This window comes from Microcoleus vaginatus HSN003, from assembly GCF_022701255.1.
In the GTDB taxonomy this organism is placed as follows: domain Bacteria; phylum Cyanobacteriota; class Cyanobacteriia; order Cyanobacteriales; family Microcoleaceae; genus Microcoleus; species Microcoleus vaginatus_B.
In genome coordinates, this window is sequence record NZ_CP031705.1 from 1,942,674 (window position 1) to 1,965,222 (window position 22,549).

22 protein-coding genes are annotated in these 22,549 nt (G+C 46.0%); 15 read left to right on the plus strand and 7 right to left on the minus strand.

Features of this window, described 5'->3' with window-relative positions; all coding sequences use genetic code 11:
- Positions 1-91 precede the first annotated feature (91 nt).
- From D0A37_RS08255 to D0A37_RS08275, 5 genes are all read left to right on the plus strand, one after another.
- On the plus strand, positions 92-880 hold the full coding sequence (locus tag D0A37_RS08255) for an SDR family NAD(P)-dependent oxidoreductase (RefSeq protein WP_242723140.1): 789 nt from the start codon (positions 92-94) through the stop codon (positions 878-880).
- 286 nt (positions 881-1,166) lie between these two features.
- Positions 1,167-2,864, plus strand: a complete 1,698-nt coding sequence (locus D0A37_RS08260; protein WP_242723141.1) for a tetratricopeptide repeat protein — start codon at positions 1,167-1,169, stop codon at positions 2,862-2,864.
- A 230-nt stretch (positions 2,865-3,094) separates the two neighbouring features.
- Positions 3,095-4,339: a CHAT domain-containing protein gene (locus tag D0A37_RS08265; protein ID WP_242723143.1), complete on the plus strand. Its 1,245-nt coding sequence runs from the start codon at positions 3,095-3,097 to the stop codon at positions 4,337-4,339.
- Positions 4,340-4,429: 90 nt separating this feature from the next.
- The gene (locus D0A37_RS08270; RefSeq protein WP_242723145.1) at positions 4,430-5,905 is read left to right on the plus strand and encodes a hypothetical protein; all 1,476 of its coding nucleotides are present in this window, start codon (positions 4,430-4,432) and stop codon (positions 5,903-5,905) included.
- Positions 5,906-5,998: 93 nt separating this feature from the next.
- Positions 5,999-6,151 (plus strand): hypothetical protein, encoded by a 153-nt coding sequence (locus D0A37_RS08275; RefSeq protein WP_242723146.1) that lies wholly within the window; start codon positions 5,999-6,001, stop codon positions 6,149-6,151.
- A 78-nt stretch (positions 6,152-6,229) separates the two neighbouring features.
- On the opposite strand, the gene D0A37_RS08280 is transcribed toward D0A37_RS08275, so the two are convergent.
- The 3 genes from D0A37_RS08280 to D0A37_RS08290 all read right to left on the minus strand — a co-directional run bounded on the left by D0A37_RS08280 (position 6,230) and on the right by D0A37_RS08290 (position 8,200).
- On the minus strand, positions 6,230-7,015 hold the full coding sequence (locus tag D0A37_RS08280) for a photosystem II electron transport protein, Sll1252 family (protein WP_006634183.1): 786 nt from the start codon (positions 7,013-7,015) through the stop codon (positions 6,230-6,232).
- A gap of 13 nt (positions 7,016-7,028) precedes the next feature.
- Positions 7,029-7,619, minus strand: coding sequence for a Uma2 family endonuclease (locus D0A37_RS08285; RefSeq protein WP_242723147.1), 591 nt, complete (start codon positions 7,617-7,619; stop codon positions 7,029-7,031).
- 74 nt (positions 7,620-7,693) lie between these two features.
- On the minus strand, positions 7,694-8,200 hold the full coding sequence (locus tag D0A37_RS08290) for a hypothetical protein (RefSeq protein ID WP_242723148.1): 507 nt from the start codon (positions 8,198-8,200) through the stop codon (positions 7,694-7,696).
- 671 nt (positions 8,201-8,871) lie between these two features.
- Between D0A37_RS08290 and serA the strand changes: the two genes are divergently transcribed.
- The 4 genes from serA to D0A37_RS29400 all read left to right on the plus strand — a co-directional run bounded on the left by serA (position 8,872) and on the right by D0A37_RS29400 (position 12,230).
- Positions 8,872-10,455, plus strand: coding sequence for a phosphoglycerate dehydrogenase (gene serA / locus D0A37_RS08295; RefSeq protein WP_242723149.1), 1,584 nt, complete (start codon positions 8,872-8,874; stop codon positions 10,453-10,455).
- A 184-nt stretch (positions 10,456-10,639) separates the two neighbouring features.
- Positions 10,640-11,530, plus strand: a complete 891-nt coding sequence (gene prmA / locus D0A37_RS08300) for a 50S ribosomal protein L11 methyltransferase (protein WP_242723150.1) — start codon at positions 10,640-10,642, stop codon at positions 11,528-11,530.
- A 265-nt stretch (positions 11,531-11,795) separates the two neighbouring features.
- Positions 11,796-11,993 carry a pentapeptide repeat-containing protein gene (locus tag D0A37_RS29395; RefSeq protein WP_445242503.1) on the plus strand — a complete coding sequence of 66 codons (198 nt, stop codon included), beginning with the start codon at positions 11,796-11,798 and terminating at the stop codon, positions 11,991-11,993.
- A gap of 33 nt (positions 11,994-12,026) precedes the next feature.
- Positions 12,027-12,230, plus strand: a complete 204-nt coding sequence (locus D0A37_RS29400; RefSeq protein WP_508632742.1) for a hypothetical protein — start codon at positions 12,027-12,029, stop codon at positions 12,228-12,230.
- Here D0A37_RS29400 and D0A37_RS08305 read toward each other — a convergent pair.
- Positions 12,137-12,346, minus strand: coding sequence for a hypothetical protein (locus tag D0A37_RS08305; protein ID WP_242723151.1), 210 nt, complete (start codon positions 12,344-12,346; stop codon positions 12,137-12,139). The genes D0A37_RS29400 and D0A37_RS08305 overlap by 94 nt on opposite strands.
- Before the next feature lie 253 nt (positions 12,347-12,599).
- Here D0A37_RS08305 and D0A37_RS08310 point away from each other — a divergent pair, with 253 nt between their 5' ends.
- Positions 12,600-13,871 carry an RNA-guided endonuclease InsQ/TnpB family protein gene (locus D0A37_RS08310; RefSeq protein WP_242723152.1) on the plus strand — a complete coding sequence of 424 codons (1,272 nt, stop codon included), beginning with the start codon at positions 12,600-12,602 and terminating at the stop codon, positions 13,869-13,871.
- Between the two features lie 486 nt (positions 13,872-14,357).
- On the opposite strand, the gene D0A37_RS08315 is transcribed toward D0A37_RS08310, so the two are convergent.
- Complete coding sequence (locus D0A37_RS08315; protein WP_242723153.1) at positions 14,358-14,822, minus strand: hypothetical protein; 465 nt, start codon at positions 14,820-14,822, stop codon at positions 14,358-14,360.
- Positions 14,823-15,340: 518 nt separating this feature from the next.
- Here D0A37_RS08315 and D0A37_RS08320 point away from each other — a divergent pair.
- Positions 15,341-17,815 carry a phosphoketolase family protein gene (locus D0A37_RS08320; protein ID WP_242723154.1) on the plus strand — a complete coding sequence of 825 codons (2,475 nt, stop codon included), beginning with the start codon at positions 15,341-15,343 and terminating at the stop codon, positions 17,813-17,815.
- Between the two features lie 149 nt (positions 17,816-17,964).
- On the opposite strand, the gene D0A37_RS08325 is transcribed toward D0A37_RS08320, so the two are convergent.
- Entirely contained in the window at positions 17,965-18,288 is a 324-nt protein-coding gene (locus D0A37_RS08325) for a hypothetical protein (protein ID WP_242723155.1), read from the minus strand.
- Complete coding sequence (locus D0A37_RS08330; protein WP_242723156.1) at positions 18,285-18,617, minus strand: DUF433 domain-containing protein; 333 nt, start codon at positions 18,615-18,617, stop codon at positions 18,285-18,287. The genes D0A37_RS08325 and D0A37_RS08330 overlap by 4 nt, the downstream gene beginning before the upstream one ends.
- On the opposite strand from D0A37_RS08330, the gene D0A37_RS08335 reads away from it, so the two are divergent.
- From D0A37_RS08335 to D0A37_RS08350, 4 genes are read left to right on the plus strand one after another with little or no spacing between them, the layout of a single operon-like run.
- On the plus strand, positions 18,616-19,719 hold the full coding sequence (locus D0A37_RS08335; protein ID WP_242723158.1) for an AAA family ATPase: 1,104 nt from the start codon (positions 18,616-18,618) through the stop codon (positions 19,717-19,719). The two genes, D0A37_RS08330 and D0A37_RS08335, sit on opposite strands and share 2 nt — an antisense overlap.
- The gene (locus D0A37_RS08340) at positions 19,712-20,398 is read left to right on the plus strand and encodes a DUF3226 domain-containing protein (protein WP_242723160.1); all 687 of its coding nucleotides are present in this window, start codon (positions 19,712-19,714) and stop codon (positions 20,396-20,398) included. Before D0A37_RS08335 ends, D0A37_RS08340 begins: the two co-directional genes overlap by 8 nt.
- A gap of 32 nt (positions 20,399-20,430) precedes the next feature.
- Complete coding sequence (locus D0A37_RS08345) at positions 20,431-21,072, plus strand: histidine phosphatase family protein (protein WP_242723161.1); 642 nt, start codon at positions 20,431-20,433, stop codon at positions 21,070-21,072.
- Positions 21,073-21,085: 13 nt separating this feature from the next.
- On the plus strand, positions 21,086-22,297 hold the full coding sequence (locus tag D0A37_RS08350; protein ID WP_242723162.1) for an acetate kinase: 1,212 nt from the start codon (positions 21,086-21,088) through the stop codon (positions 22,295-22,297).
- Positions 22,298-22,549: the final 252 nt, after the last annotated feature.

Genomic DNA, 22,549 nt, shown 5'->3' on the forward strand with positions numbered 1-22,549 from the left:
AGTAAAAAAGTCGGTTTCTTTGGTATTTATGTGTAAGTCCAGATAATTGTTAAAATATATAAAGCCTAGGTCAAATATCCGAATTAATTTCATGCCGACTGCTTTAATCACTGGTGCTTCTGGCGGAATTGGTGCAGCCTTTGCCGCCGAATTAGCCAAACGCCAGCACAATCTAATTTTGGTAGCTCGTTCCGAAGACAAATTGCAACAGCTAGCTGCTCAACTGCAACAGGAATTCAATATTTTGGTCGAAATTATCGTTCAAGATTTGACCGCACCAGGAGCGACAACTGCTGTATTTGACGCGGTTGTTAAAAAAGGTTGGACGGTTGATTTGTTGGTGAACAATGCGGGTTTTGGCGATTACGGTGCTTTTGCCGATCGCCCGCTTGGCAAACAACTAACAATGGTGCAACTAAACATTGTAGCATTAGTTGAACTCTCGCACTTATTTTTGCAGGGAATGCGGCAGCGAAAATCAGGAAGTATTATCAATGTAGCCTCCCTCGCAGCTTTTCAACCGATGCCGTACTTGTCAATGTATGCAGCTACTAAAGCCTTTGTTTTGAGTTTCAGCGAGGCACTTTGGGCGGAAAACAAAGATTTAGGAATTGGCGTTTTGTGCCTTTGTCCAGGGCCGACAGAATCCGACTTTGCTGCGGTAGCTGAATTTCCGAAAGCTTTGGCATCCAGCAGCGGGCTAAAACTCGTTCCTGCTGCGGAAGTAGTGCGAGATGCTTTGAAAGCTTTAGACAAAAATGAGTCTAATGTTGTGACAGGGGGAATTCCCAATCAAATCATCGCCAATATGCCTCGATTGATGCCGCGAGAACTTTTGGTGAAGTCGGTAGGAAAGCTGTTTCGGACGAAAGACGAATAATCGCGATCGTTGACAATATAAATAAACCCCCCCACCCAAGGACAAACATTCGATCGCCCCTAACCAAAATTTTCCCAAAAGTCGATCGCCCCTAACCCAAATTTTCCCAAAACAATCAAACATCCCGATAATTCTGTAGGGGCGGGTTTTACCAACCATCCCCAATTCCCACCAACAATCTAGATAAGCCCGCCCCCACCCAACGACAAACATTCGATCGCCCAAAACCGATGAGTTTCACCGATAATAAATTAATGGATCGCACAATCCCAAATCCGAAATCGCAATGAAGTCAGAACGCGAACAAGCCTATCTCAACCTGATAAATCAACTGCTAACCTGCCCCAGCGGCGAAGAAGCGCAGGTATTAGAGACTCAGCCGGAATTGCGGGATGATGGCTTGGTGGCGGCCATGCTAGAAGAGGCAGAGAATCTTAGAAGATTTGGGCAACTAAATAACGCTAATCGGTTGATGAATTGTGCCGGGATACTGCTTGGGATGAATGACAACACCTCAGTGGTAGTCACCCGACAAGCGGAAGCAGAAAGACTGTTTGAACAAGGCAATCAGCAGTATAAAATCAGTCAATTTCGAGAAGCTTTGCATTCTTGGGAACAGGCATTAACTATCTGTCGAAAAATCGGAAATCGCCAAGGAGAAGCTAATTGCCTCGGCAATTTGGGCAATGCTTACGATTCCCTAGGGCAATACCACACGGCGATCGCATTCCTAAAACAGTCTTTAGTGATTAAACACGAAATAGGCGATCGCCAAGGAGAAGCTGCTTCCCTCGGCAGTTTGGGCAATGCTTACGGTTCCCTAGGGCAATACCACACGGCGATAGATTTTCACCAACAGTATTTAGAGATTTCACGGGAAATCGGAAATCGCCACGGAGAAGCTAATTCCCTCGGCAATTTTGGCAATGCTTATTATTCCCTAGGGCAATACCACAGGGCGATCGCATTTTACCAACAATTATTAGAGATTTCACGGGAAATCGGATATCGCCAAGGAGAAGCCGCTTCCCTCGGCAATTTGGGGGTTGTTTTCTATTCACTAGGGCAATACCAGAAGGCGATCGATTTTCAGCAACAGTCTTTAGTGATTAAACGGGAAATAAGTGATCGCCAAGGAGAAGCTAATTCCCTCGGGAGTTTGGGCAATGCTTGCAAATCCCTAGGGCAATACCAGAATGCGATCGATTTTCACCAACAGTCTTTAGTGATTTCACGGGAAATCGGATATCGCCAAGGAGAAGCTGTTTCCCTTGGGAGTTTGGGCTATACTTGCCAATCCCTAGGGCAATACCAGAGGGCGATCGAATTTCACCAACAGTATTTAAAGATTTCACGGGAAATCGGATATCGCCAAGGAGAAGCTACTTCCCTCGGCAATTTGGGTATTGCTTACGCTTCCCTAGGGCAAGTCCACAGGGCGATCAAATTTTACCAACAGTATTTAGAGATTTCACGGGAAATCGGATATCGCGTGGGAGAGTCAATCTCTCTCAACAATTTGGGAAATGCTTTCCTACAAACTCACAAACTTGCTGAAGCTGAAACAGCACTTCGCGCCTCGATCGCAATTCATGAAACTCTGCGTTCTGAATTGGTAAGTAATGACCACAAAGCCTCAATCTTTGAAACCCAAATATCTGCCTATCGCCTGCTGCAACAAGTCCTAATTGCCCAATCTAAATTTGATGAAGCCTTAGAAATAGCTGAAATGTCGCGCACCCGTGCCTTCGTCGAATTATTGCGGCAAACCTTATTAACAACCCCCCCTCAGTCCCCCCCTTATCAAGGGGGGGAAGAAGAGTTATCTCAATTCCTCCCTCTTAAGCCCTCCCTTAGCAAGGGGGGGTTGGGGGGGTTATCAAGATTTGAGGAAGAAGCAAACCTCTCAAAGCCCCCCCTTGCTAAGGGGGGTTATCAATTCCCAAAATCCAACAAATCGCCCGCGAGAGAAACTCGACAATAGTTGAATATTCGATTGTCAATCCAAAAATTTACATCTGGGTAATCCAACCAAACGGCCACATCACCCATCGCGCCGCCAACCTCGAACCCCTCAACCAACAAAACCAAACCCTCAAACAAATTATCCTCAAAACCCGCGTCTCCATCGGCACCAATGAAACCGACGACGAAGGCAACAAAATTCAGCTAGAATCCCAGTACAAACGAGATGAAACAGGCTGCTTTCCCCTCTTGCAACTCGTCCATCAAATCCTGATCGAACCCATCATCGACTTGCTACCCACCGATGCCAATTCCCCCATCATCTTCGTCCCCCACTACGACTTATTTTTAGTTCCCTTCGCCGCCTTGCAAGATAGAAACAACCGCTACCTAATCGAAAATCATACCATCCTCACCAGCCCATCCATCCAAGTATTAGAAATCACCCGCGAACATCAAAACCGAGTGCGAGGATTGAGACAAGCTGCCCTAATTGTCGGCGATCCAACCATCGCCCCAAAATTCAACGAAAACCCCTACAAACTCCGCCAAATCCCCAGGGCTAAAGAAGCCGCCGAAGCCATTGCCGCAACTTTAGGAACCGAAGCAATTAGCGGAGAAAAAGCCACAAAAGTCGCCATTTTAGACAGGATGCTAAACACCCGCATCGTGCATTTATCCGCCCACGGACTCCTCGACGATTTCCAAGGTTCCGGTATCCCGGGCGCAATAATTTTAGCACCATCAGGAGACACCGACGACGGCGCGCTTAACGCCGCAGAAATCCTGCAATTAAAACTCGATTCCGAACTCGTAGTTTTAAGCGCGTGCAGCACCGGAGGCGGTAAAATCACCGGAGATGGAGTCATCGGATTGTCGCGCTGCTTCATCCTCGCCGGAGTCCCCAGCATCATCGTTTCCCTGTGGAATATGGGAGCGATTTCAGCCAAATTACTAATGACTGAATTCTACCAAAATTTAGCACGGGGCGAGAATCGAGCAGCCGCCTTGCGGTGTGCTATGCTAACCACAAAAGCTCGATTTCCGAGTCCGATAGCTTGGGCTGCATTTACCTTAATTGGCGAAACCGAAACTTTACCGCTGTCAACTGAAAAGAGTGATTTAAGGAGATTAGTAATGTCACTTCCCGATGAGGCCACACCCAAAGAAATTGTGGCAGCTTTCAGTAAGTTATTGAAAATATCCGAGCCGCACTTTGTCAAACAATTATCCGCGATTGATGTTGGTTCGACCGATAATATCAATATTATCGCTCAAACAATCAAGGATTGGTGCGAAACTAGACCTCAAATAGAAGAGAATTTAGAGAACGAAATTGATAAAATGGGTGCGGGCGGCGGTGATAGCGATGCACCGGAGGAAATCGTCAGGGAGTTTTACCAAACGCTGAAGGAAAATCAGATTCGACTGGGTTTGTCTGTGTCGTCTGCGCCGCCTGCACCGCCAACAAATAATCCACAAATACCTTCCTAGGATAGAAACCATAAAAATATTGTAGAGTGGGCATCTTGCCCGCCCAAAATATCTGATAGAAATACTTGAAAACATCTCACAAAATTGATTATGAGCCAAGAATGGCAAATTAAAAATCCCAGCATTAGCCTCTATCCTTTCCACCTGCGGGATGATAGGGACGAAGGCTATAAGCAAGTAGCAAAAAATGCCCGATATTTGTGGGAAAATCTGGCAGATAATGTCGGCAAAGAATTTAACATCAACGAACTCAACTCCCTCAGAGAAAAGCTAATTTGCTACAAAAACGGCGACTATTATCCAGACGGCGAAGGGGAAAATCTGACTTTGGTAAAATTGCTGATTCCAGATGGGAAAACTCTGAATTTTCAGCCAATTACTGAGCCAGATAACCAGAAACTTGATGGTTTTATCTATGCTCTGCGACTTCAGGATACTTACACCGCAGACTTGACTTTTTACTATAAAAATGTCACAATAAAAGTAGGGGACTTGACTCGATTAAATCCCGAAGGTTGCTTGTTGCCAAATGCAATTCAACCGTCTCTGGGACAGACATTATTATTATACGCCGCACCAGCAGTTTATAATACTTACCGGAAACTAGCTGACGAGTCTGTTAAAGCTTTTGTACAGGATAAACAGCCAGCATCAGTAGACTTTCGCGCGGAAGGAAAGTTGTTCGGGAGTCCGATTTTTGAGTATGACAGCCGAGAAGATGATGCGCGTCAGCGGTGTCACATTTTAGTATGGTTGCAAGACAACCCCCAAACTTTGAAATCCGCAACGCCGGCGTTTTATTCTTACTTGATGAATCTGCTGTGCTCTCGCGCTAAAATTGTATTTGTGTATGTGGAAGCTAGGAAAAAGTATCGCCAAGCCCAGCAAATAGTGGGCGAGTTAGAAAAGAAGATTCGCGAATTGCGTGCAATAGAAAGCGAACAAAATCGAGAAGTTAAGTTGCAGAAGTTAAAGGAGTTGCTGGCTGAAGTTCACACTAAAATGTGGGATTTTGCTCAGCAGGTGCGATATTTGCAAGAAGATAGGAATACCATTGATACTAATGCTGAAAATTATGGTGAGGCGTTGGCAAGAATTAAAGGTTTGTGCATCTCAGGCGACAATCTGGATTTTTGGCAGAGGTTTCTAGATTTAGCTGAGGATAAGTATCGGCGGCAAATAGAAATAGATTTAAACTACCTGATTGCTAGTCAAAATTTGTTCCAGCAGTCGATATCTACTGTGCGGGGGATGGTGGAAATCGAACAGGTGGAATTGGACAGGGAACAGATGGAATTATACAAGCAACAGGAAGACAGGGAGAAAAAACGATCGCGCCAGCTTGAGAATATCATCTTTTTTGTCGGAACTGCGATCGGCGGCGGACAAATCTTTTCCGCCGCCTATCCTCTAATCAAGGATACACGGATTCAATGGCAACCCGATTTTTCTCTACCGCTGCATCCGTTTGCTGCGACAATTCTCTGGAGTCTGCTGTTTGGCTTACTATTTGGCTTGTTAATGCTGGGTATCGCCGTGTGGGTAAGGAAAACTTTTCCCCGATAATTTGGATTTAGGACTTACGCATAAAACCAAAGAAACCGGGTTTTTCGGGGTTTTTGGGTCGTATAACTCATATGTTGCTTAAGAACAGGCAAGATGCCTGTTCCACAAAGAGTGAATTTTTTGTGGGGAGTAGGGGGTGGGCATCTTCGCCTCAGCATTCTTAAGAACAGGCAAGATGCCTGTTCCACAAAGAGTCAATTTTTTATGGGGAGTAGGGGTTGGGCATCTTCGCCTCAGCATTCTTAAGAACAGGCAAGATGCCTGTTCCACAAAGAGTCAATTTTTGTGGGGAGTAGGGGTTGGGCCGAAGATGCTACCCATAAATTACAAATATCGAGTTAACTGGACTCGATAGCGTTCCTTCTTAGTAACAGCAACTTCCCCAATTTCCAATCTTCCCTTGCCCGTAACAGCAATTAAATCTCCCGACTTGACATTATAACTAGCTTGAGTAACGTCTTTCCAGTTAACTCGCACGTCGCCACTATCAATTAAATCGGCCATTTTGCTGCGAGACATTGCGAATCCAGCCGAGGCGACAGCATCCAATCTCATGGATGCTTCAACGGTTGTCATTTCTTTCTTTTTGGGTTCTCTAATTTTGAGTTCGCTCAACTCAATGCGCCGCGTTTGCACAGGAACCGATCGCACTTGCTGCAAACTCATCTCCAAATACTCTACCATCTCGGGCATAACAATGGCTTGCGCGCCGCGTTCTCCCAAAACAATCACATCCCCAGTTTTCTCCCGGACAATTCCCGTACCCAACATCGCCCCCAAAAAGTCGCGGTGAGAAGCTGTATCGAACAAGAAATTGCCAGCGATTTCTACCGCAGCAACGTTAACGCTAGCAGAGTCGATCGGGATATCCGATCGCGCGATCGCAATTCTTTGTCTTTCAGCTTGCGGGTAGCCGCCCCAAGCCACTAATTCCACGTCTGTTAACCGCTTAAATACCGTCAGAGTGTCCGCCAATTCTGGAGGCGACAGAAAATCAGTCTGAGTAACTTCCCAAGTTTTAATTGCTTGTTCGGCTTGGTCGAGTGCCCGCGCCACACAGTCGCGGTTTTCGATGCCTTTTAACAGTTCTTCTCTTTGTAAATTCGCCATAATTAATATCAACCTACAAAATATCACTTAAATCCAAAACAAAACCGGGTAATACATCTTCACCTGACAGAGTTGCAGGCGAGTCTAAAATTTCCACATCTGAACCTTGACGGGAGATTTCAACTTTTCTATTTTTGCGATCGAGCAACCATCCCAACCTCGCTTCATTTTTCACATACACTTTCATTTTAGCCCGCAATTTTTCTAGGGAGTCAGTGGTCGATCGCAATTCCACCACAAAATCGGGACAAATCGGCGCAAATTTCTTTTTTTCTTCCGCAGTTAAAGCATCCCACCTGTCGCGCCGCACCCAAGCAGCATCGGGAGAAATGTCTGTACCGTCGGGGAGTTTAAATCCAGTTGAAGAGTCAAAAGCAATTCCCAAATGCTTATTTTGACGGCTCCAACCTTCGAGTTGAAAACTTAGATCCGCATTCCGTCTGCCTGTATCGCTACTCGCAGGCGGCATAATAATTAATTCTCCCGTTGCAGTGCGTTCAAATCTTAAATCCCGGTTGTCTATACACAACTGAAAAAACTGCTCATCAGTTAATTCGAGCGTTAATTCTAGGGGAGAATGTAGGGGGATAGTTTGTGATTCCATCACTGCCTCCAAATATTACACGAGTTGAATGTCAACAGTCAACAGTCCACAGTCAACTGTTAACAAACAAATAACTAAGTCTCTGTATAACCTTGGATATTTTCCGGTTCAAACTGCTGCAAAATCTTCGCAGCTTTCCCAGTCAAATCATCAGTACCCTTAACCGCAATCAAAAATTTACCGGCATTCAAACGGTTGCGGTAGGGCAAAGCATCGCCGCTGCCAAAAGCCATGCCCCCGGCTCCGCCAACAACAAAGCTGCCCATCCCGCCGGCGATCGCACCTAGCACTCCGCCGATCACGTGATCGCCAATTTCGCCCGCCCACGCAAAAGTCTTCAACTGAGTCATCAGACTGAAAGTAACGCCAGCAATAAAGCCAAACGGCACTAGCCAAACAGCCATGAGTTTAGCTTGTTTATTCGCTTGCTGGTTGGGGTCGATCAAGCCAAATTCATCAGCAGTTTTGTAGCCACGGCCCAAAATGCTCACTTGCTTCATGGGCAAGCCTTCTTTTTCTAGAGCAGTGTAGGCAGCTTCGGCTTGAATTCGATCGGGCAGTACGGCGATAAGATAATTCATAAAAAATACTCGGTAAGTGGGAAACGAGCGTGGCTTTAGCCCGCTCGGGGAAAACGACCAGGCGATTTCAATCGCCTTAATTCCCCTTACGGGGCGGAGAGGGAATTTAATACAACCTCTCCGATTTTTTGAGGTATAGTTGCCTCAACTCCCTTGCGGGGTAAAGTTAGCTTCGCCAATGTTATAAAGGCTTGTTAGGCTGGCAGCACTGTTTCAGTGACTTTAAAACTGTTTAACCACCAGCGACAGAGCGGGGGACTAGCTTCGCATCCCAAGGTGTCATGACCTAAATAACGTAGTCAGTTAAGACTGAGGCCCGTCAGTACAGCTTGCTTTGATTGCTCTTACAAGCGAGCGTGGCTTTAGCCCTGAGTTACTGACTAGAAAACAATTCCTGATAGTTAGGCTTGAATAGCCAAAGTCTATTATAGACCGAAAAGACATACTAGCTAAGCACTTACGGGATTTTGAGACGGTCAGAGAGTCCGATCGCCCGCAAAGCTAAAATATTTCATGCAAAAAACGGCCGACCTTGACCGAATACAGATACAATTCAAACTGCACAAAGGCAAGCTTGAGCTGAGCTGTTAGATACTGCTCTAAGTGATAAGTCTCAACTTTGAGCTCGCCAACGCTCGGTCTATTTTTACTATTGCACTCAATTGCTTGCTATGCCTAAAGTTCTAGTATCCGATCCGATCGACCAAGCCGGAATTGACATCCTCTCCCAAGTCGCGCAAGTTGACGTAAACACAGGACTCTCAGCCGAAGAACTGGTACGAATTATTCCCGATTACGACGCTTTAATGATCCGTTCTGGTACCCAAGTTACCAAAGAAATCATAGAAGCTGGCAATCTACTCAAAATCATCGGCAGAGCCGGCGTCGGCGTAGATAATGTCGATGTACCCGCCGCTACCCGCAAAGGAATTGTAGTCGTCAATTCCCCCGAAGGCAACACGATCGCCGCCGCCGAACACGCGCTCGCCATGATGCTCTCCATGTCCCGCCACATCCCGGAAGCCAACGCATCTGTCAAAGGTGGTAAATGGGAACGCAACCGCTTTATCGGCGTAGAAGTTTACAAAAAAACCCTCGGCATCGTTGGTTTGGGCAAAATCGGCTCCCACCTCGCCGCCGCAGCCAAAGCAATGGGCATGAAACTGCTGGCCTACGATCCCTTCATTTCCACCGAAAGAGCCGACCAGTTGGGCTGCCGCTTGGTAGAACTAGAACTGCTGATGCGCGAATCCGACTACATCACCCTGCACATCCCCAAAACGCCGGAAACCCTGCACTTAATTAACGCTGAGGTGCTGTCGAAAATGAAGCCCACGGCCCGCATCATAAACTGCGCCAGAGGCGGCATCATCGACGAAGCAGCCCTCGCAGAAGCCATCAAAGAAGGCAAGATCGCCGGCGCAGCTTTGGACGTTTACGAACACGAGCCGCTGGAAGCTGATTCCCCGTTGCGGGCTGTCGGCCAGAACATCGTGCTGACGCCCCACTTGGGAGCATCCACAGCGGAAGCTCAGGTGAATGTGGCGATCGACGTTGCCGAACAAATTCGCGATGTACTGTTGGGCCTGCCCGCGCGATCGGCTGTCAACATACCGGGAATTTACCCAGACTCGATCGAAAAACTCAAACCCTACCTGCAACTCGCCGAAACCCTCGGCAACCTCGTCAGCCAGCTAGCCGGAGGCCGAGTCGATTACCTCAACGTTCAACTGCAAGGCGAATTGGCCACCAACCAAGGTCAGCCCGTAGTCGTCGCCGCCCTCAAAGGCCTGCTCTCCCAAGCCCTGCGAGAGCGCGTTAACTACGTCAACGCCAGCATAGAAGCCAAAGAACGCGGAATTCGCGTCGTCGAAACCAGAGACGCCTCGATTCGCGACTACACCGGCTCCCTGCACCTCTCGGCTAAAGGAACCCTCGGCGAACACACCGTGACAGGTGCAGTGCTCGGCGAAAGCGAAATTCGGATTACCAGCGTTGACGATTTCCCGGTCAACGTTTCCCCCACTCACCATATGCTGTTTACCCTGCACCGGGATATGCCGGGGATTATTGGCAAAATTGGTTCCCAATTGGGCAGTTTTAATGTCAATATTGCCAGTATGCAAGTAGGCCGCAAAATCGTGCGCGGCGATGCGGTGATGGTTTTGAGCCTCGATGACCCTCTACCAGAGGGGATACTGGCGGAGATCCTAAAAGTTCCGGGAATTCGGGATGCTTACACAGTAAATCTTTGACGGATTTTGGAGTTTAGATTTTGGATGCAAAGGCTGATAATGGGTAATGGGTAATTGGTCATTGGTCATTGGCAAGAAAGCGGGAATTTTTCTATTAGCCAATCCTCATTCCTCACTCCTCAGTTCCCACTCTCCAGTTCCCCTGGGCCAATCTAAAATCTAAAATCTAAAATCTAAAATCGTTATGGCACATAGCTGGTGGGAAATTAGAATTCTTTGCGATCCGGCGCTGGAAGATATCATCTTTTGGCGTCTGGAACGATTTAACTGTCGGGGAACTGCTACTGAGCTCAAAAGCAATTCCTGCCTGATGTCGGCTTATTTGCCCGAAGAACAGGCAGGATTGCTGGATTTGGCCGCTCTGTCTCTGTGGCTGCGCCAAGATGCTCTGTGTGCAGGTTTGCCCCTACCTGCGATGCAGTGGGATTTGATTGAAGATGAAGACTGGGGCAGCACTTGGAAGCAGCACTGGCAGCCTCAAGAAGTGGGCGATCGCTTTTTAATTAATCCGGCCTGGCTGCCCTTACCGACTGATACCGATCGCCTCATTTTGCGTTTAGATCCGGGTGTGGCCTTCGGTACTGGCGCTCACGCTACCACTCAACTGTGTCTGGAGTCGCTGGAGATGCGTCTCGGTTTTGACGACAAAGAGTCCATAGTTGCGGATATTGGCTGCGGATCGGGTATTTTGTCGATCGGCGCGGTGTTGTTGGGCGCTACAAAAGTTTATGCTTTGGATACAGATCCTTTGGCAGTGCGATCGACCATGAGCAACAGACTACTCAACCGTGTTAATTCTCAGCAGTTAGTTGCAGAACTCGGCAGTATCGATCGCTTGAAAGAAATGATAGATGAGCCGATAGACGGTTTGATCTGCAACATTTTAGCAGAAGTAATCATTGATTTAATCCCGCAGTTCACTGCAATTAGCAAACCCACTACTTGGGCCGTGCTTAGCGGCATTTTGCTCGAACAAGCTAAGCCAATTGCTGACACTCTCGAACAGCACGGCTGGATTGTCGCTACTCTGTGGAAGCGCCAAGATTGGTGTTGTTTTAATATTCGGCGCAGTTAGCGATCTGATATTTTCGAGTTGAGATTTTAGGACAGTTGTATTCATTCTGAGGCATCTGGATTAGTTGGTATGCGATCGGGTTCAACCTCTCGCACAGCTTGATATATTTATTGATAAAAAGTAGAAGTAATCGCGCTACTATCAAAGCATAAACAGCTTGAACAAAAAAGCTATAGCCGTTGAATAACTATATAGACGTTACGCTGCGGGAGAGAGAGATTTTCCTGAAGTTGATTTAAGTCGTGCTAACTTAAACGTTGCTGGCGTGGGTGATATCAGACACCTCCAACCAGGTCAAAATGAGTTGAGTGTTATCAATCTCAGCGGTGCTAAATTGACTAGAGCAAAAAAGAGTCATGTTAATCTCAGCGTTGCTAACTTGAGTAGTGCTAACCTAGACTCTGCTACCCTATCTGGTACTATATTTACTGGTGCCAATTTGAGGAAAGCCATTTTAGATTAGCCCGACCTAGTATGCGACCTAATTGATGTTGACTTGAGAGAAGCCAGCCTCTTTTGTACAGGATTGTCTGGTACTGATCTAACCACAGCCAACTTGATGGGAGCAACATTTCAAGTCCATACAGAAGAAGATGGTTTAATTTTTTACGATACTATTCTGCCTCGTTTCAGTTGTGCTTCGGGAACATGGAGATCAAAGCGTAAATTTCCCCACTCAGGCACTACAAAACTGTGGTGAGTAATACTTTTACCGGATTCTAGCTTCAGAGCATAATTTGCTGGAGTGCGATCGACTCCTATCCTATCCAGTTCTGCGTGCAAAGCCGGAGTCTCGGTTGCAGATAGCTGATTCACATCAACAAGATTGTTTGTAGCTAAACTCCCTGACGTTTCACCATTATCGAAAATTTGGGTTTAAAACCCCGTCCTTATAGGACGGCTTTGTAAGTATAGTATAAACTTAAATCCTCTTTCTTAAATAAAGGTAAAGAACAAAAATACACAAGCATTTCACTATATTCTAATAGAATCTCATAAAAGGGAGGAGTTGAACTTGTTAACGAACTATGTATACAAGTTACGCCCAAGTCAAACACAAGACTTAAAGATGTCCAATTGGCTGAGTATGTTACGAAGTCACTTTAATTGGTGCCTCAATGACAGAATTACTCAATACAGTCAACAATTTATTCAAGGCGACTATTGCGACATTAGGACGCAAAGTGAAGCTTGCCCCTTGACCAGTTGTGTCTCCAAGAACGGCGCAACTGGCGAACCTTGGAAGAGGGGTAAAACAGATAAAGAGGGTAAAGTTAAAAACCCTCGACGCAACCCAGGCGACATTCAAATAACCGCGCTGCCCGAATTGAAAGCAGCTAGACCCTGGTTCGGTGGGATAGATTCAACCGTTCTACAACAGAATATTAAACGGTTAGACACTGCCTATAAGAACTTCTTCGACGGGCGTGGCTTTCCTAAGTTCAAAAACCGCAGCAACTTCACTTCTTTTACTTTTGTGATGGGAGTAAAGATACAGGGCAGTAAAATTTACCTACCAAAGTTAGGTTGGATGCGTTTCCATAACTCGCGCCCAATCCCCAACGGCTTTACCATCAAAGCTTGTGCGGTAAGAAAACGACAAAATGGTTGGTATGTCTCGATCCGCATTGAGGACAAATCTATTCCCGATTACATGACGAAACTTCTCAAAGATGTTGTCAAAGTAATTGGTTGCGATATGGGAATTACAAAATTAGTTCATCTATCTGATGGAACTCAAATCGAAAATCCCAAGTTTTCAACCAGTAAGAAAGCTAAACGCACTCTGAAAATTAGGCAGAGACGGGTTAGCCGAAAAGCTAAAGGTAGCAAAAACTGCAAAAAAGCTGCCAAAAAGCTAGGACTTTTCCACCAAAAGATTAGCGACAAGCGCCAAGCTTACCAATGGAAAGTTGCAAATAAAATAGTTTTTCGTAACGTTGACGCGATTGCTTTGGAAGAGTTGAACATTTCCGGCATGATGCGTCGATGTCGGGTGAAGGTTGACGAAAAAACAGGTAGATTTCTCAAAAACGGGCAATCGAGGAAGAAGGGTCTAAATCGTTCTATTTCTGATGCTGGTTGGGGCGAATTAATCTTGAAAATCGAGTATCTGGCTGCAAAGCAAGGAAAGGTCGTAATCAAAGTTAATCCTAAATACTCCAGCCAAGAATGTAGAAACTGCGGACATTTAGATAAGTCTAATAGAGACGGCGAAAAGTTTATTTGCACTGAATGCGGCCACCATGAACACGCCGATATCGGTGCAGCAAAAACTATTCACGATCGAGCTTTGAATTTGGTACGCGGGGACTCCGCGAAACCTGGCGTTCGCGCCTAAACGCTTGAGGAGCTTGTTGAAAGACAAGGATAGCAGCCCACCTTTTTAAGGTAAAAGGATTGCGCCCAAGAACCCTATCTTTAGGGATATTTAGAGAGAAATCTCTCAAGAATCCCCTCGCCTTTAGGCAGGGGAGTGTCAAAGGCGAAAGCGTAAGTATTGAGTTTTTAAAGATATGTAACAAGGGGAATTTAGTTGGTATTTTTGATGTATGATTAACAACAAGTTGAAGATAACTTAATGCTATTGAGTAACTGACTGCAAAGTAAGGAAAAATCGCAATCAAAGTCAATCTCAGCCCAAAAAGTTTAGCAGTGAAATCGGTACGCGGGGACTCCGCGAAACCAGGGCTAAAAGCCCTAAACGCTTGAGGAGCTTGTTGAAAGACAAGGATAGCAGCCCACCTTTTTAAGGCAAAAGGATTGCGCCCAGGAACCCTATTTCTAGGGATATTTAGAGAGAAATCTCTTAAGAATCCCCTCGCCTTTAGGCAGGGGGAGTGTCAAGAAAAGACCAGCCAGGAATCGCATCAGAAAAAATAGTCCGATTACCACCCTGCGGATTAAAAACAGCATCCAAATTGCCGTTAAATAAAGTGGGAACCGCCCCCTCTCCCCCCATCCTGGCATCATAAGTATTGTCAAAATCAACCGGGATACGCTCTACATTCGTTTGGGGACGCAACTCCGAACCGCCACCTAAAACCGAATAAAACCACCCCGTACCAATTCCTTCCCAAGGAGCAGCATCAACATCATGTTCAAAACTGTGTTCCGGTGTATACAAAGGTGTAACCCGAGCAGAATTGTTCGCAATATCAATGATTAGAAAGACATCACCGATCAGGTTTCTTTGATAGCCGATGAAAGGAATTTTACCTTTGGGAGCTAGCTCAAAACTTTGTGCTGTGATGATAACCTTTTTGTAAGGTGCTTGGCCATACGGAGCCAAGTTTCAAGCTCTAGACAGGGTGGGCTCATGCTTGGTAGTTCATCAAAGGATGGTGCAGTGTATAAGGTAATCAGTTTTCAAACTCGTTGATCTCGAATATATCTGGGCTGAACAACTTACGGATGATTCTTACTTCTAGACCTTAACCGAATATACAAAAGTCTACCAAAACAAGAGTCTGCATCTCATCTGCAAGCCTCCAAAAACAGAGTTTTCACATATCAATCATTCTCACCTCTACCTTGAGAAGTATCTTTGTGATTCCGCTGGCTTTCACGCCCGCAACCTTCGGCTTTTATGCCGTGATAAGAGAGCACTTGTTACTCAAAAATTAACGTTGATTTAAACTTGGATTTAGATAAAAATGGTATACAATTCAATTGTTTGCTTGTGAAACATGGAGTCAGCATAAACAGTATCTCAAATAACCAAATAATAATATCCGCGTCAGTTACAAGATCGATCGCACTTCTCGATCGCAGTTTACAAAACAACCAAAACTCAGGAGTCAATCGCTGATGATGCTAGGAACAACCGAGATCCCGCAATTAAAGCCGCTTACCGACTCAGAACTACACAAAATGAACGCCTACTGGCGGGCGGCAAACTACCTATCAGTCGGACAAATCTATCTCCTCGACAACCCCCTACTCAAAGAACCCCTCAAAATCGAACACGTCAAACCGAGACTCCTCGGACATTGGGGCACCACTCCAGGTTTAAACTTCATCTACGTCCACCTCAACCGCCTGATCAAAGCCCAAGACCTCAACACCATCTACATCGCAGGCCCCGGACACGGCGGACCGGGCTTGGTCGCCAACACCTATCTCGAAGGCACTTATACCGAATATTACTCGAACATTTCCCAAGATGAAGAGGGTATCAAACGGCTGTTCAAACAGTTCTCCTTTCCCGGCGGTATCCCCAGCCACGTCGCCCCGGAAACCCCCGGTTCGATACACGAAGGCGGCGAACTCGGCTACGCCCTCGTCCACGCTTACGGGGCGGCCTTCGACAATCCCGATTTGATTGTGGCGGCCGTTGTCGGCGACGGGGAAGCAGAAACCGGCCCGCTAGCTGCTAGCTGGCACTCTAACAAGTTTCTCAACCCGGTTCGGGACGGGGCCGTGTTGCCGATTTTGCACTTGAATGGCTACAAAATTGCCAATCCTACGGTGTTGGCCCGCATTCCGCAGGAGGAATTGGAAAGTTTGATGGTCGGTTATGGCTACAAACCTTATTGGGTGGAAGGTTCAGACCCGGAAACCATGCACCAGTTGATGGCTGCAACGATGGATACGGCGATCGGCGAAATTAAGGCGATTCAGGAAAAAGCCCGGACAGAGGGCTATTCTGGCCGTCCCCAGTGGCCGATGATTGTGATGAAAACTCCCAAAGGCTGGACGGGGCCCAAGGAAGTTGACGGTAAGAAAACTGAGGATTATTGGCGATCGCACCAAGTCCCACTTTCAGAAATGGCTTCTAAGCCGGGACACGTCCAACTCCTCGAAGATTGGATGAAAAGCTATAAGCCGGAAGAACTCTTCGACGAAAAGGGTAAGTTAATTCCCGAATTAGCAGAACTCGCGCCCAAGGGATCTCGACGCATGGGGGCAAATCCCCACGCTAACGGCGGCCTGCTGCTGCGAGACTTGAAAATGCCGGAATTTGAAGACTATGCCGTTGACGTGCAAAAACCGGGCACTGTAATGGCAGAAGCAACCCGCGTTTCCGGCCGCTTCCTGCGAGAGGTGATGAAACTCAATGAGGAAAACGCCAATTTCCGCATTGTCGGGCCTGACGAGACGGCCTCAAACCGCCTCGATCCGGTGTTTGAAGTGACGAACCGGGTGTGGGCGGGCGAAATTTTGCCCGAAGACGACCACATCTCCCCCGACGGCCGGGTGATGGAAGTCCTCAGCGAACATCTATGTCAGGGATGGCTGGAAGGCTATTTGCTGACGGGACGCCACGGCTTTTTCTCTTGTTACGAGGCGTTTATTCACATCATCGATTCGATGTTCAATCAACACGCCAAGTGGTTGAAAACTACTAACGACATTCCTTGGCGCCGACCGATCGCCTCTCTCAACTACCTGCTAACTTCTCACGTTTGGCGACAAGACCACAACGGTTTTTCTCACCAAGATCCGGGTTTTATCGACCACGTAATTAACAAGAAAGCGGAAGTGGTGCGGATTTATTTGCCGCCGGATGCGAACACTTTGCTGTCAGTAACGGATCACTGTCTCCGCAGCCGCCACTATGTCAACGTGATTATTGCAGGGAAGCAGCCGGCATTGCAGTATTTGGATATGGATTCTGCGATTAAACACTGTACCGCTGGCATCGGTATTTGGGAGTGGGCTAGCAATGATAAAGGCGGCGAACCGGATGTGGTGATGGCTTGCGCGGGTGATGTTCCGACGCTGGAAACTTTGGCTGCTGTTGACATTCTCCGCCGAGATTATCCCGATTTAAAAGTGCGCGTGGTTAATGTGGTGGATTTGATGACTCTTCAGCCTGCTAGCGAACATCCTCACGGTTTGTCTGACAAGGATTTTGATGCTTTGTTCACGATAGATAAGCCGGTTATTTTTGCTTTTCACGGCTATCCTTGGCTGATTCACCGATTGGCTTACCGCCGCACGAATCACTCGAATATTCACGTTCGGGGTTACAAGGAAGAGGGAACGACTACGACGCCGTTTGATATGGTGGTGATGAATGACCTCGATCGATTCCATTTAGTTGCAGATGTACTCGATCGCGTTCCGAAACTGGGTTCTGTAGCAGCTTACGGCAAACAAGCTATCCGTGACAAGCTGATCGAGCACACGCAGTATATCACCAAGCACGGCGATGATATGCCGGAAATCCGCGACTGGAAGTGGCCGCACGCGGGCCCGGTTTCGCCGGAAGCGCCGAAGGAAACGAAAGATCCGGCGGGGACACCAGATCAAACCGTGCGATCGGGTGCACCTGGATAGGTGCGATCGCTTGTAGAGCACAAGCTACTCATCCCTATGATTGTCAACCACAGAGAAAATTAACGATTTTGCGAGTATACAACCTAGGCAAGATCGAGGTTTCACCTCAGTTTGACAATCATAGGGAGTGACATCAGTTAAATAAAGCTTCAGCAAGCAATCTCAATTTCTAGGTATGCGCCCGGAACAATAGTGTCGATCGCGTTCCGAATATCGTCTTGATGCCTTTGAATACGCGGCCAAGATGTAGACAGCAAAACCACAATAGCAATTTGTCGGCTTGTCAGGTTTTGTTGATAACGCAAGTTGCGATCGGTCGTCACCAGCAGATTATACCCATCGCGTTCGGCTGTGTCGAGCAGATCGCCATTTGCTAATGTTGACCATCCACGTTCATAAGCAGTATCTACTGTATGACCCAGCAACGATCGGCGCAACGGTACTGGTGTACCTTGGTCAAACAATATCTTCATGCCTCTGCCATTTGCGTTAATGAGGCTAACGCGCGATCGAGTAATACCTCAACTTGGGCGCGAGTTACTCCCGGAAACCATTCGAGAAACTGGTCAATAGAGGCTCCATCTTTAAGGTTCTCGAAAAAGGCGGCAACAGGTACGCGTGTTCCCCGAAATACCCATGCACCACTCACCTTGGCTGGATCGCGTTCAATGACTTCAAATAGATCTACATTCTGCATGGCGATCGTTGCTTGTTGCGGCTCAAGTAAAACAAGTAAGATAGAATTAATTTTAGCATAAATCAACGGTGATTTAGGAATTGTACATTCAAAAGAGGCGGTCATGCTTAAAGAAATAGAAATTCAAAATTTTAGGTGCTTTGAGCAAATCAAAATTTCTGGGTTTGAAAGAGTAAATTTAATCGGCGGTAAAAATAATGCTGGCAAGACAGCCTTGCTAGAAGCACTTTTTCTCTATAACGACCCCGACGGTAACAGTATATTCAGGTTAAAAACGCTGAGAATGGAATCGTCAGAGTCGTCAGAATCGATAGAATCAATAGAATCAATAAAATCAATATATAAGAGGGGATGGGACCACTTTTTCTATTCCCTGAACAAAGACGCAGTTATAGTGATTCATGGAAAAGATGAGACTAACCTCGTACATAAAATAGAAATTTGGTTAGATGAATCTGGAAATGTGAATAATATTTTTGCCGATCAAAATGTTGAAAGATTAAGAGAGTCATTTTTGAAGTATAAAGATGATTTGTTGATTCTAAATATTAAGTCAAATCGCAACAATCAAGAAAATGTTAATTCCGTTGTAATAGCTAGTCCAAAAATGTCAATTCATCAAGGTAGTCGTCATTTTAACGAAGCGCCTTTTATTCCGTCTTGTATGAGGTCTTCTGGAGCCAATATTACGGCAGAATTTGATGTGGCGCGTTTGAATGAAAAAGATAGCGAAATTTTGAAAGCTTTTCAAATTATTGATCCTGCGATCGAATCAGTAGAGAGTTTTTCAATTGGGGAACCAACGCTATACTTGAGAAGAAAAGGCGAAAAACGTTTGCCTCTATCATTATTTGGAGATGCTATGAACCGAGTTGCAGACATTATCCTTAAACTGGTAAACAGCGAACATAAAATACTGCTAATTGATGAGATAGAAAACGGGATTCACTATACAAATCAGCGGAATTTTTGGAGAGTGTTATTTCGGTTGGCGGTGGAACTGGATACCCAGATTTTTGCTACAACGCACAGTTTAGAGATGCTTCAAGCATTTGCTGATGTTGGTTTAGAACCCAATCAGGAATGCAGCAGCGCATATTTTGAACTAGCCAAGAAACCGAAAACAGATCAAATAATCGGAATCCGGCGCGATTTAGAAACTTTGAATTACGCACTAGAACATCAAAAAGGAGTTAGAGGTGAGTAATATTGTCATAGTAGAAAGTAAAAATGATGCAATTTTTATGCAGGCACTGGTTGAGCAACTAAACTGCGATATCCAGGTAGAAAAACCTATTTATATAGATGATTATGAACGTTTGGAAGGCTTGAGCGAAACAAAGTTAATCACTACGTTAAAAGATTTAGAAGCGGATCTTCAAAAAAGAGATATAGAAAAAATTGGGATTATTATTGATATTGACAACTATTCCGAGCCAGAGCGGTTAGAATGGGTTAATAAATGTATACAACAGGTGTTTAAATCGGAAAATTTGTCAAACACTAAACAATTTATCGATATTTCTGGAGATAATGGAACAAAAGCAAAATTGGCTTGTTACTTTACGAATTTTGGAGGTAAAGGCGAACTGGAAACGCTTTTAAAAGCAATAAAGGCTAGAGAATCTCCTCATGCTGATTGTTTGAATAGCTGGAAAACTTGCATAGAAAGCCAGGGACAGCAAATTAACCAGAAAGGTTTTGATAAATTCTGGGTGAGCATCTATCTCAGGTATGATACTTGCTCAAAGAAGGAACAGAAACAAGCTGAAAAAAAATGCAGTATGTTACATTTTGATTATGTTATGGAACACAAAAAAGATATTTGGGATTGGGATAATCCTGCTCTCGATGATTTGAAGGAGTTTTTTACACTCTTTTGCTAACATAGTAAAATTCACACACAATTAACTAACTCATGAGCTTAAAAATCTACTTTGTACGACACGGTGAAACGACTTACAGCCAAACAGGCGGTTTCTGCGGCGCTATCGACCCAGAATTAACGCCCGCAGGTTCTCAAATGGCAGAACAGTTTGCCGCTACTTACGCAAAAGTGCCTTGGAATGCTGTTTATGTCAGTCCGATGAAACGCACAATTGCTACTGCAAAACCTTTGTGCGATGCTGTGGGAATTGAAATGCAGCTTCACGACGGACTGAGGGAAATTAATTACGGTGATTGGGAAGGCAAAACAGTAGAAGCGGTCAAAAAAGACTACGAAGAAGATTATATTAACTGGCTGACTGAACCTGCTTGGAATGCACCGACGAATGGCGGCGAAACTTCCGTGGAAATTGCTAGCCGATCGTCCTTAGTTATCGCAGAAATTCAGGAAAAGTACAAGAGCGGTAATGTTTTGGTTGTCTCGCACAAAGCGACTATTAGAATTGTTCTGTGCAGTCTCTTGGGGATTGATTTGGGACGTTATCGCTATCGCATTGGCGCCTTAGCAGCTTCTGTCAGTATTGTCAAGTTTGACGTGCGCGGGCCGCTGCTGGAAGTTTTGGGCGATCGCTCGTACATGGATGAAAACCTCCGCAATTTGCCCGGTACATGAGGTTGAGTTTGCGATGAAAATACTGGTGTTAAATGCGGGCTCTAGCAGTCAAAAAAGCTGTCTTTACGAGTTAAACGATGTCCTGCCCGATCGACCTTTGCAACCCCTGTGGTCAGCTCAAATTGATTGGACTCACCAGCAGGGTATAGCAGAGTTGAAAGTCAAAACAGCAAAAGGCGATCGGCTTGAGGAGGAATTTGCATCCGAGTCTCGCGAAGCTGCTATTTCTCGAATGCTGGAGACTCTTTGGAGGGGAAAAACTCAAACCATTAATGATTTAAAGGAGATTGATATTGTCGGCCACCGCGTCGTACACGGCGGACAAGAATATCAGCAAAGTACGTTAATTTCGCCGGATGTTAAAGAGGCGATCGCCCGTTTATCGGTTTTCGCCCCCGTACACAATCCCGTCAACCTCGAAGGCATCGAAACCCTTGAAAAAATCCTGGGAAATGTGCCGCAAGTAGCAGTATTTGATACAGCTTTTCACGCGCAATTGCCGCCCGCTGCCTTTGTTTATCCCGGCCCCTACGAATGGCTCGAAAACGGGATTCGCCGCTACGGTTTTCACGGCATTAGCCATCAATATTGCGCGCGCAGGGGGGCTCAAATTCTGAACCGTGATTTGAGCGATTTGCGGCTGATTAGCTGTCATTTGGGCAACGGATGTTCTCTGGCGGCGATTCGCGGGGGCGTGAGTGTTGACACGACGATGGGTTTTACTCCTTTGGATGGTTTGATGATGGGAAGTCGATCGGGTGCGATCGATCCAGGCATTCTCATTCATCTGTTAAAACAATCCGATTTTACTGCTGAGAAACTTGATGGTATTCTGAATCGAAATTCTGGTTTAAAAGGGATTTCAGGGGTGTCTAGCGATATGCGGCAGATTGGAGATGCGATCGCCCAAGGTAATCAGAGAGCTCAACTTGCTTTGGATATTTACATCCACCGTTTGCGGGGCGGAATTGGTGCCATGCTGGCGAGTTTGGGAGGGTTGGATGCTTTAATTTTTACGGCGGGAGTTGGGGAAAATTCTGCTGTTGTGCGGGCTGCCGCCTGCGAAGCTTTTGGATTTATCGGGTTAAAATTGGATGGGGATAAAAATCAAAAGTCGCCCGTTGATGAAGATATTGCGGCAGTGGATTCAGCGGCGAGAGTTTTAGTAATTCACACGCAGGAGGATTGGGAAATTGTGCGAGAATGCTGGAAACTTTATCACTAACTTATTTTATGAATTCCTTCAACAGCGATGCCCGCTCAGCTTCGCAGAAGGGTCAACAATCACGAACGGTGCAACCGGAATAGCTCTAATTCATCGGCGTTAATCTGTGTTGATATGCCCTCATCTGCGGTAAAAACAAGAAAATGTATTAACCGCAGATGACAATGGATTGACGCTGATTCACGCAGATGAAAAGAAGAGATATATGAATAATTCCGATGCTAACAGATTTGATATGACAACGCAATGCGT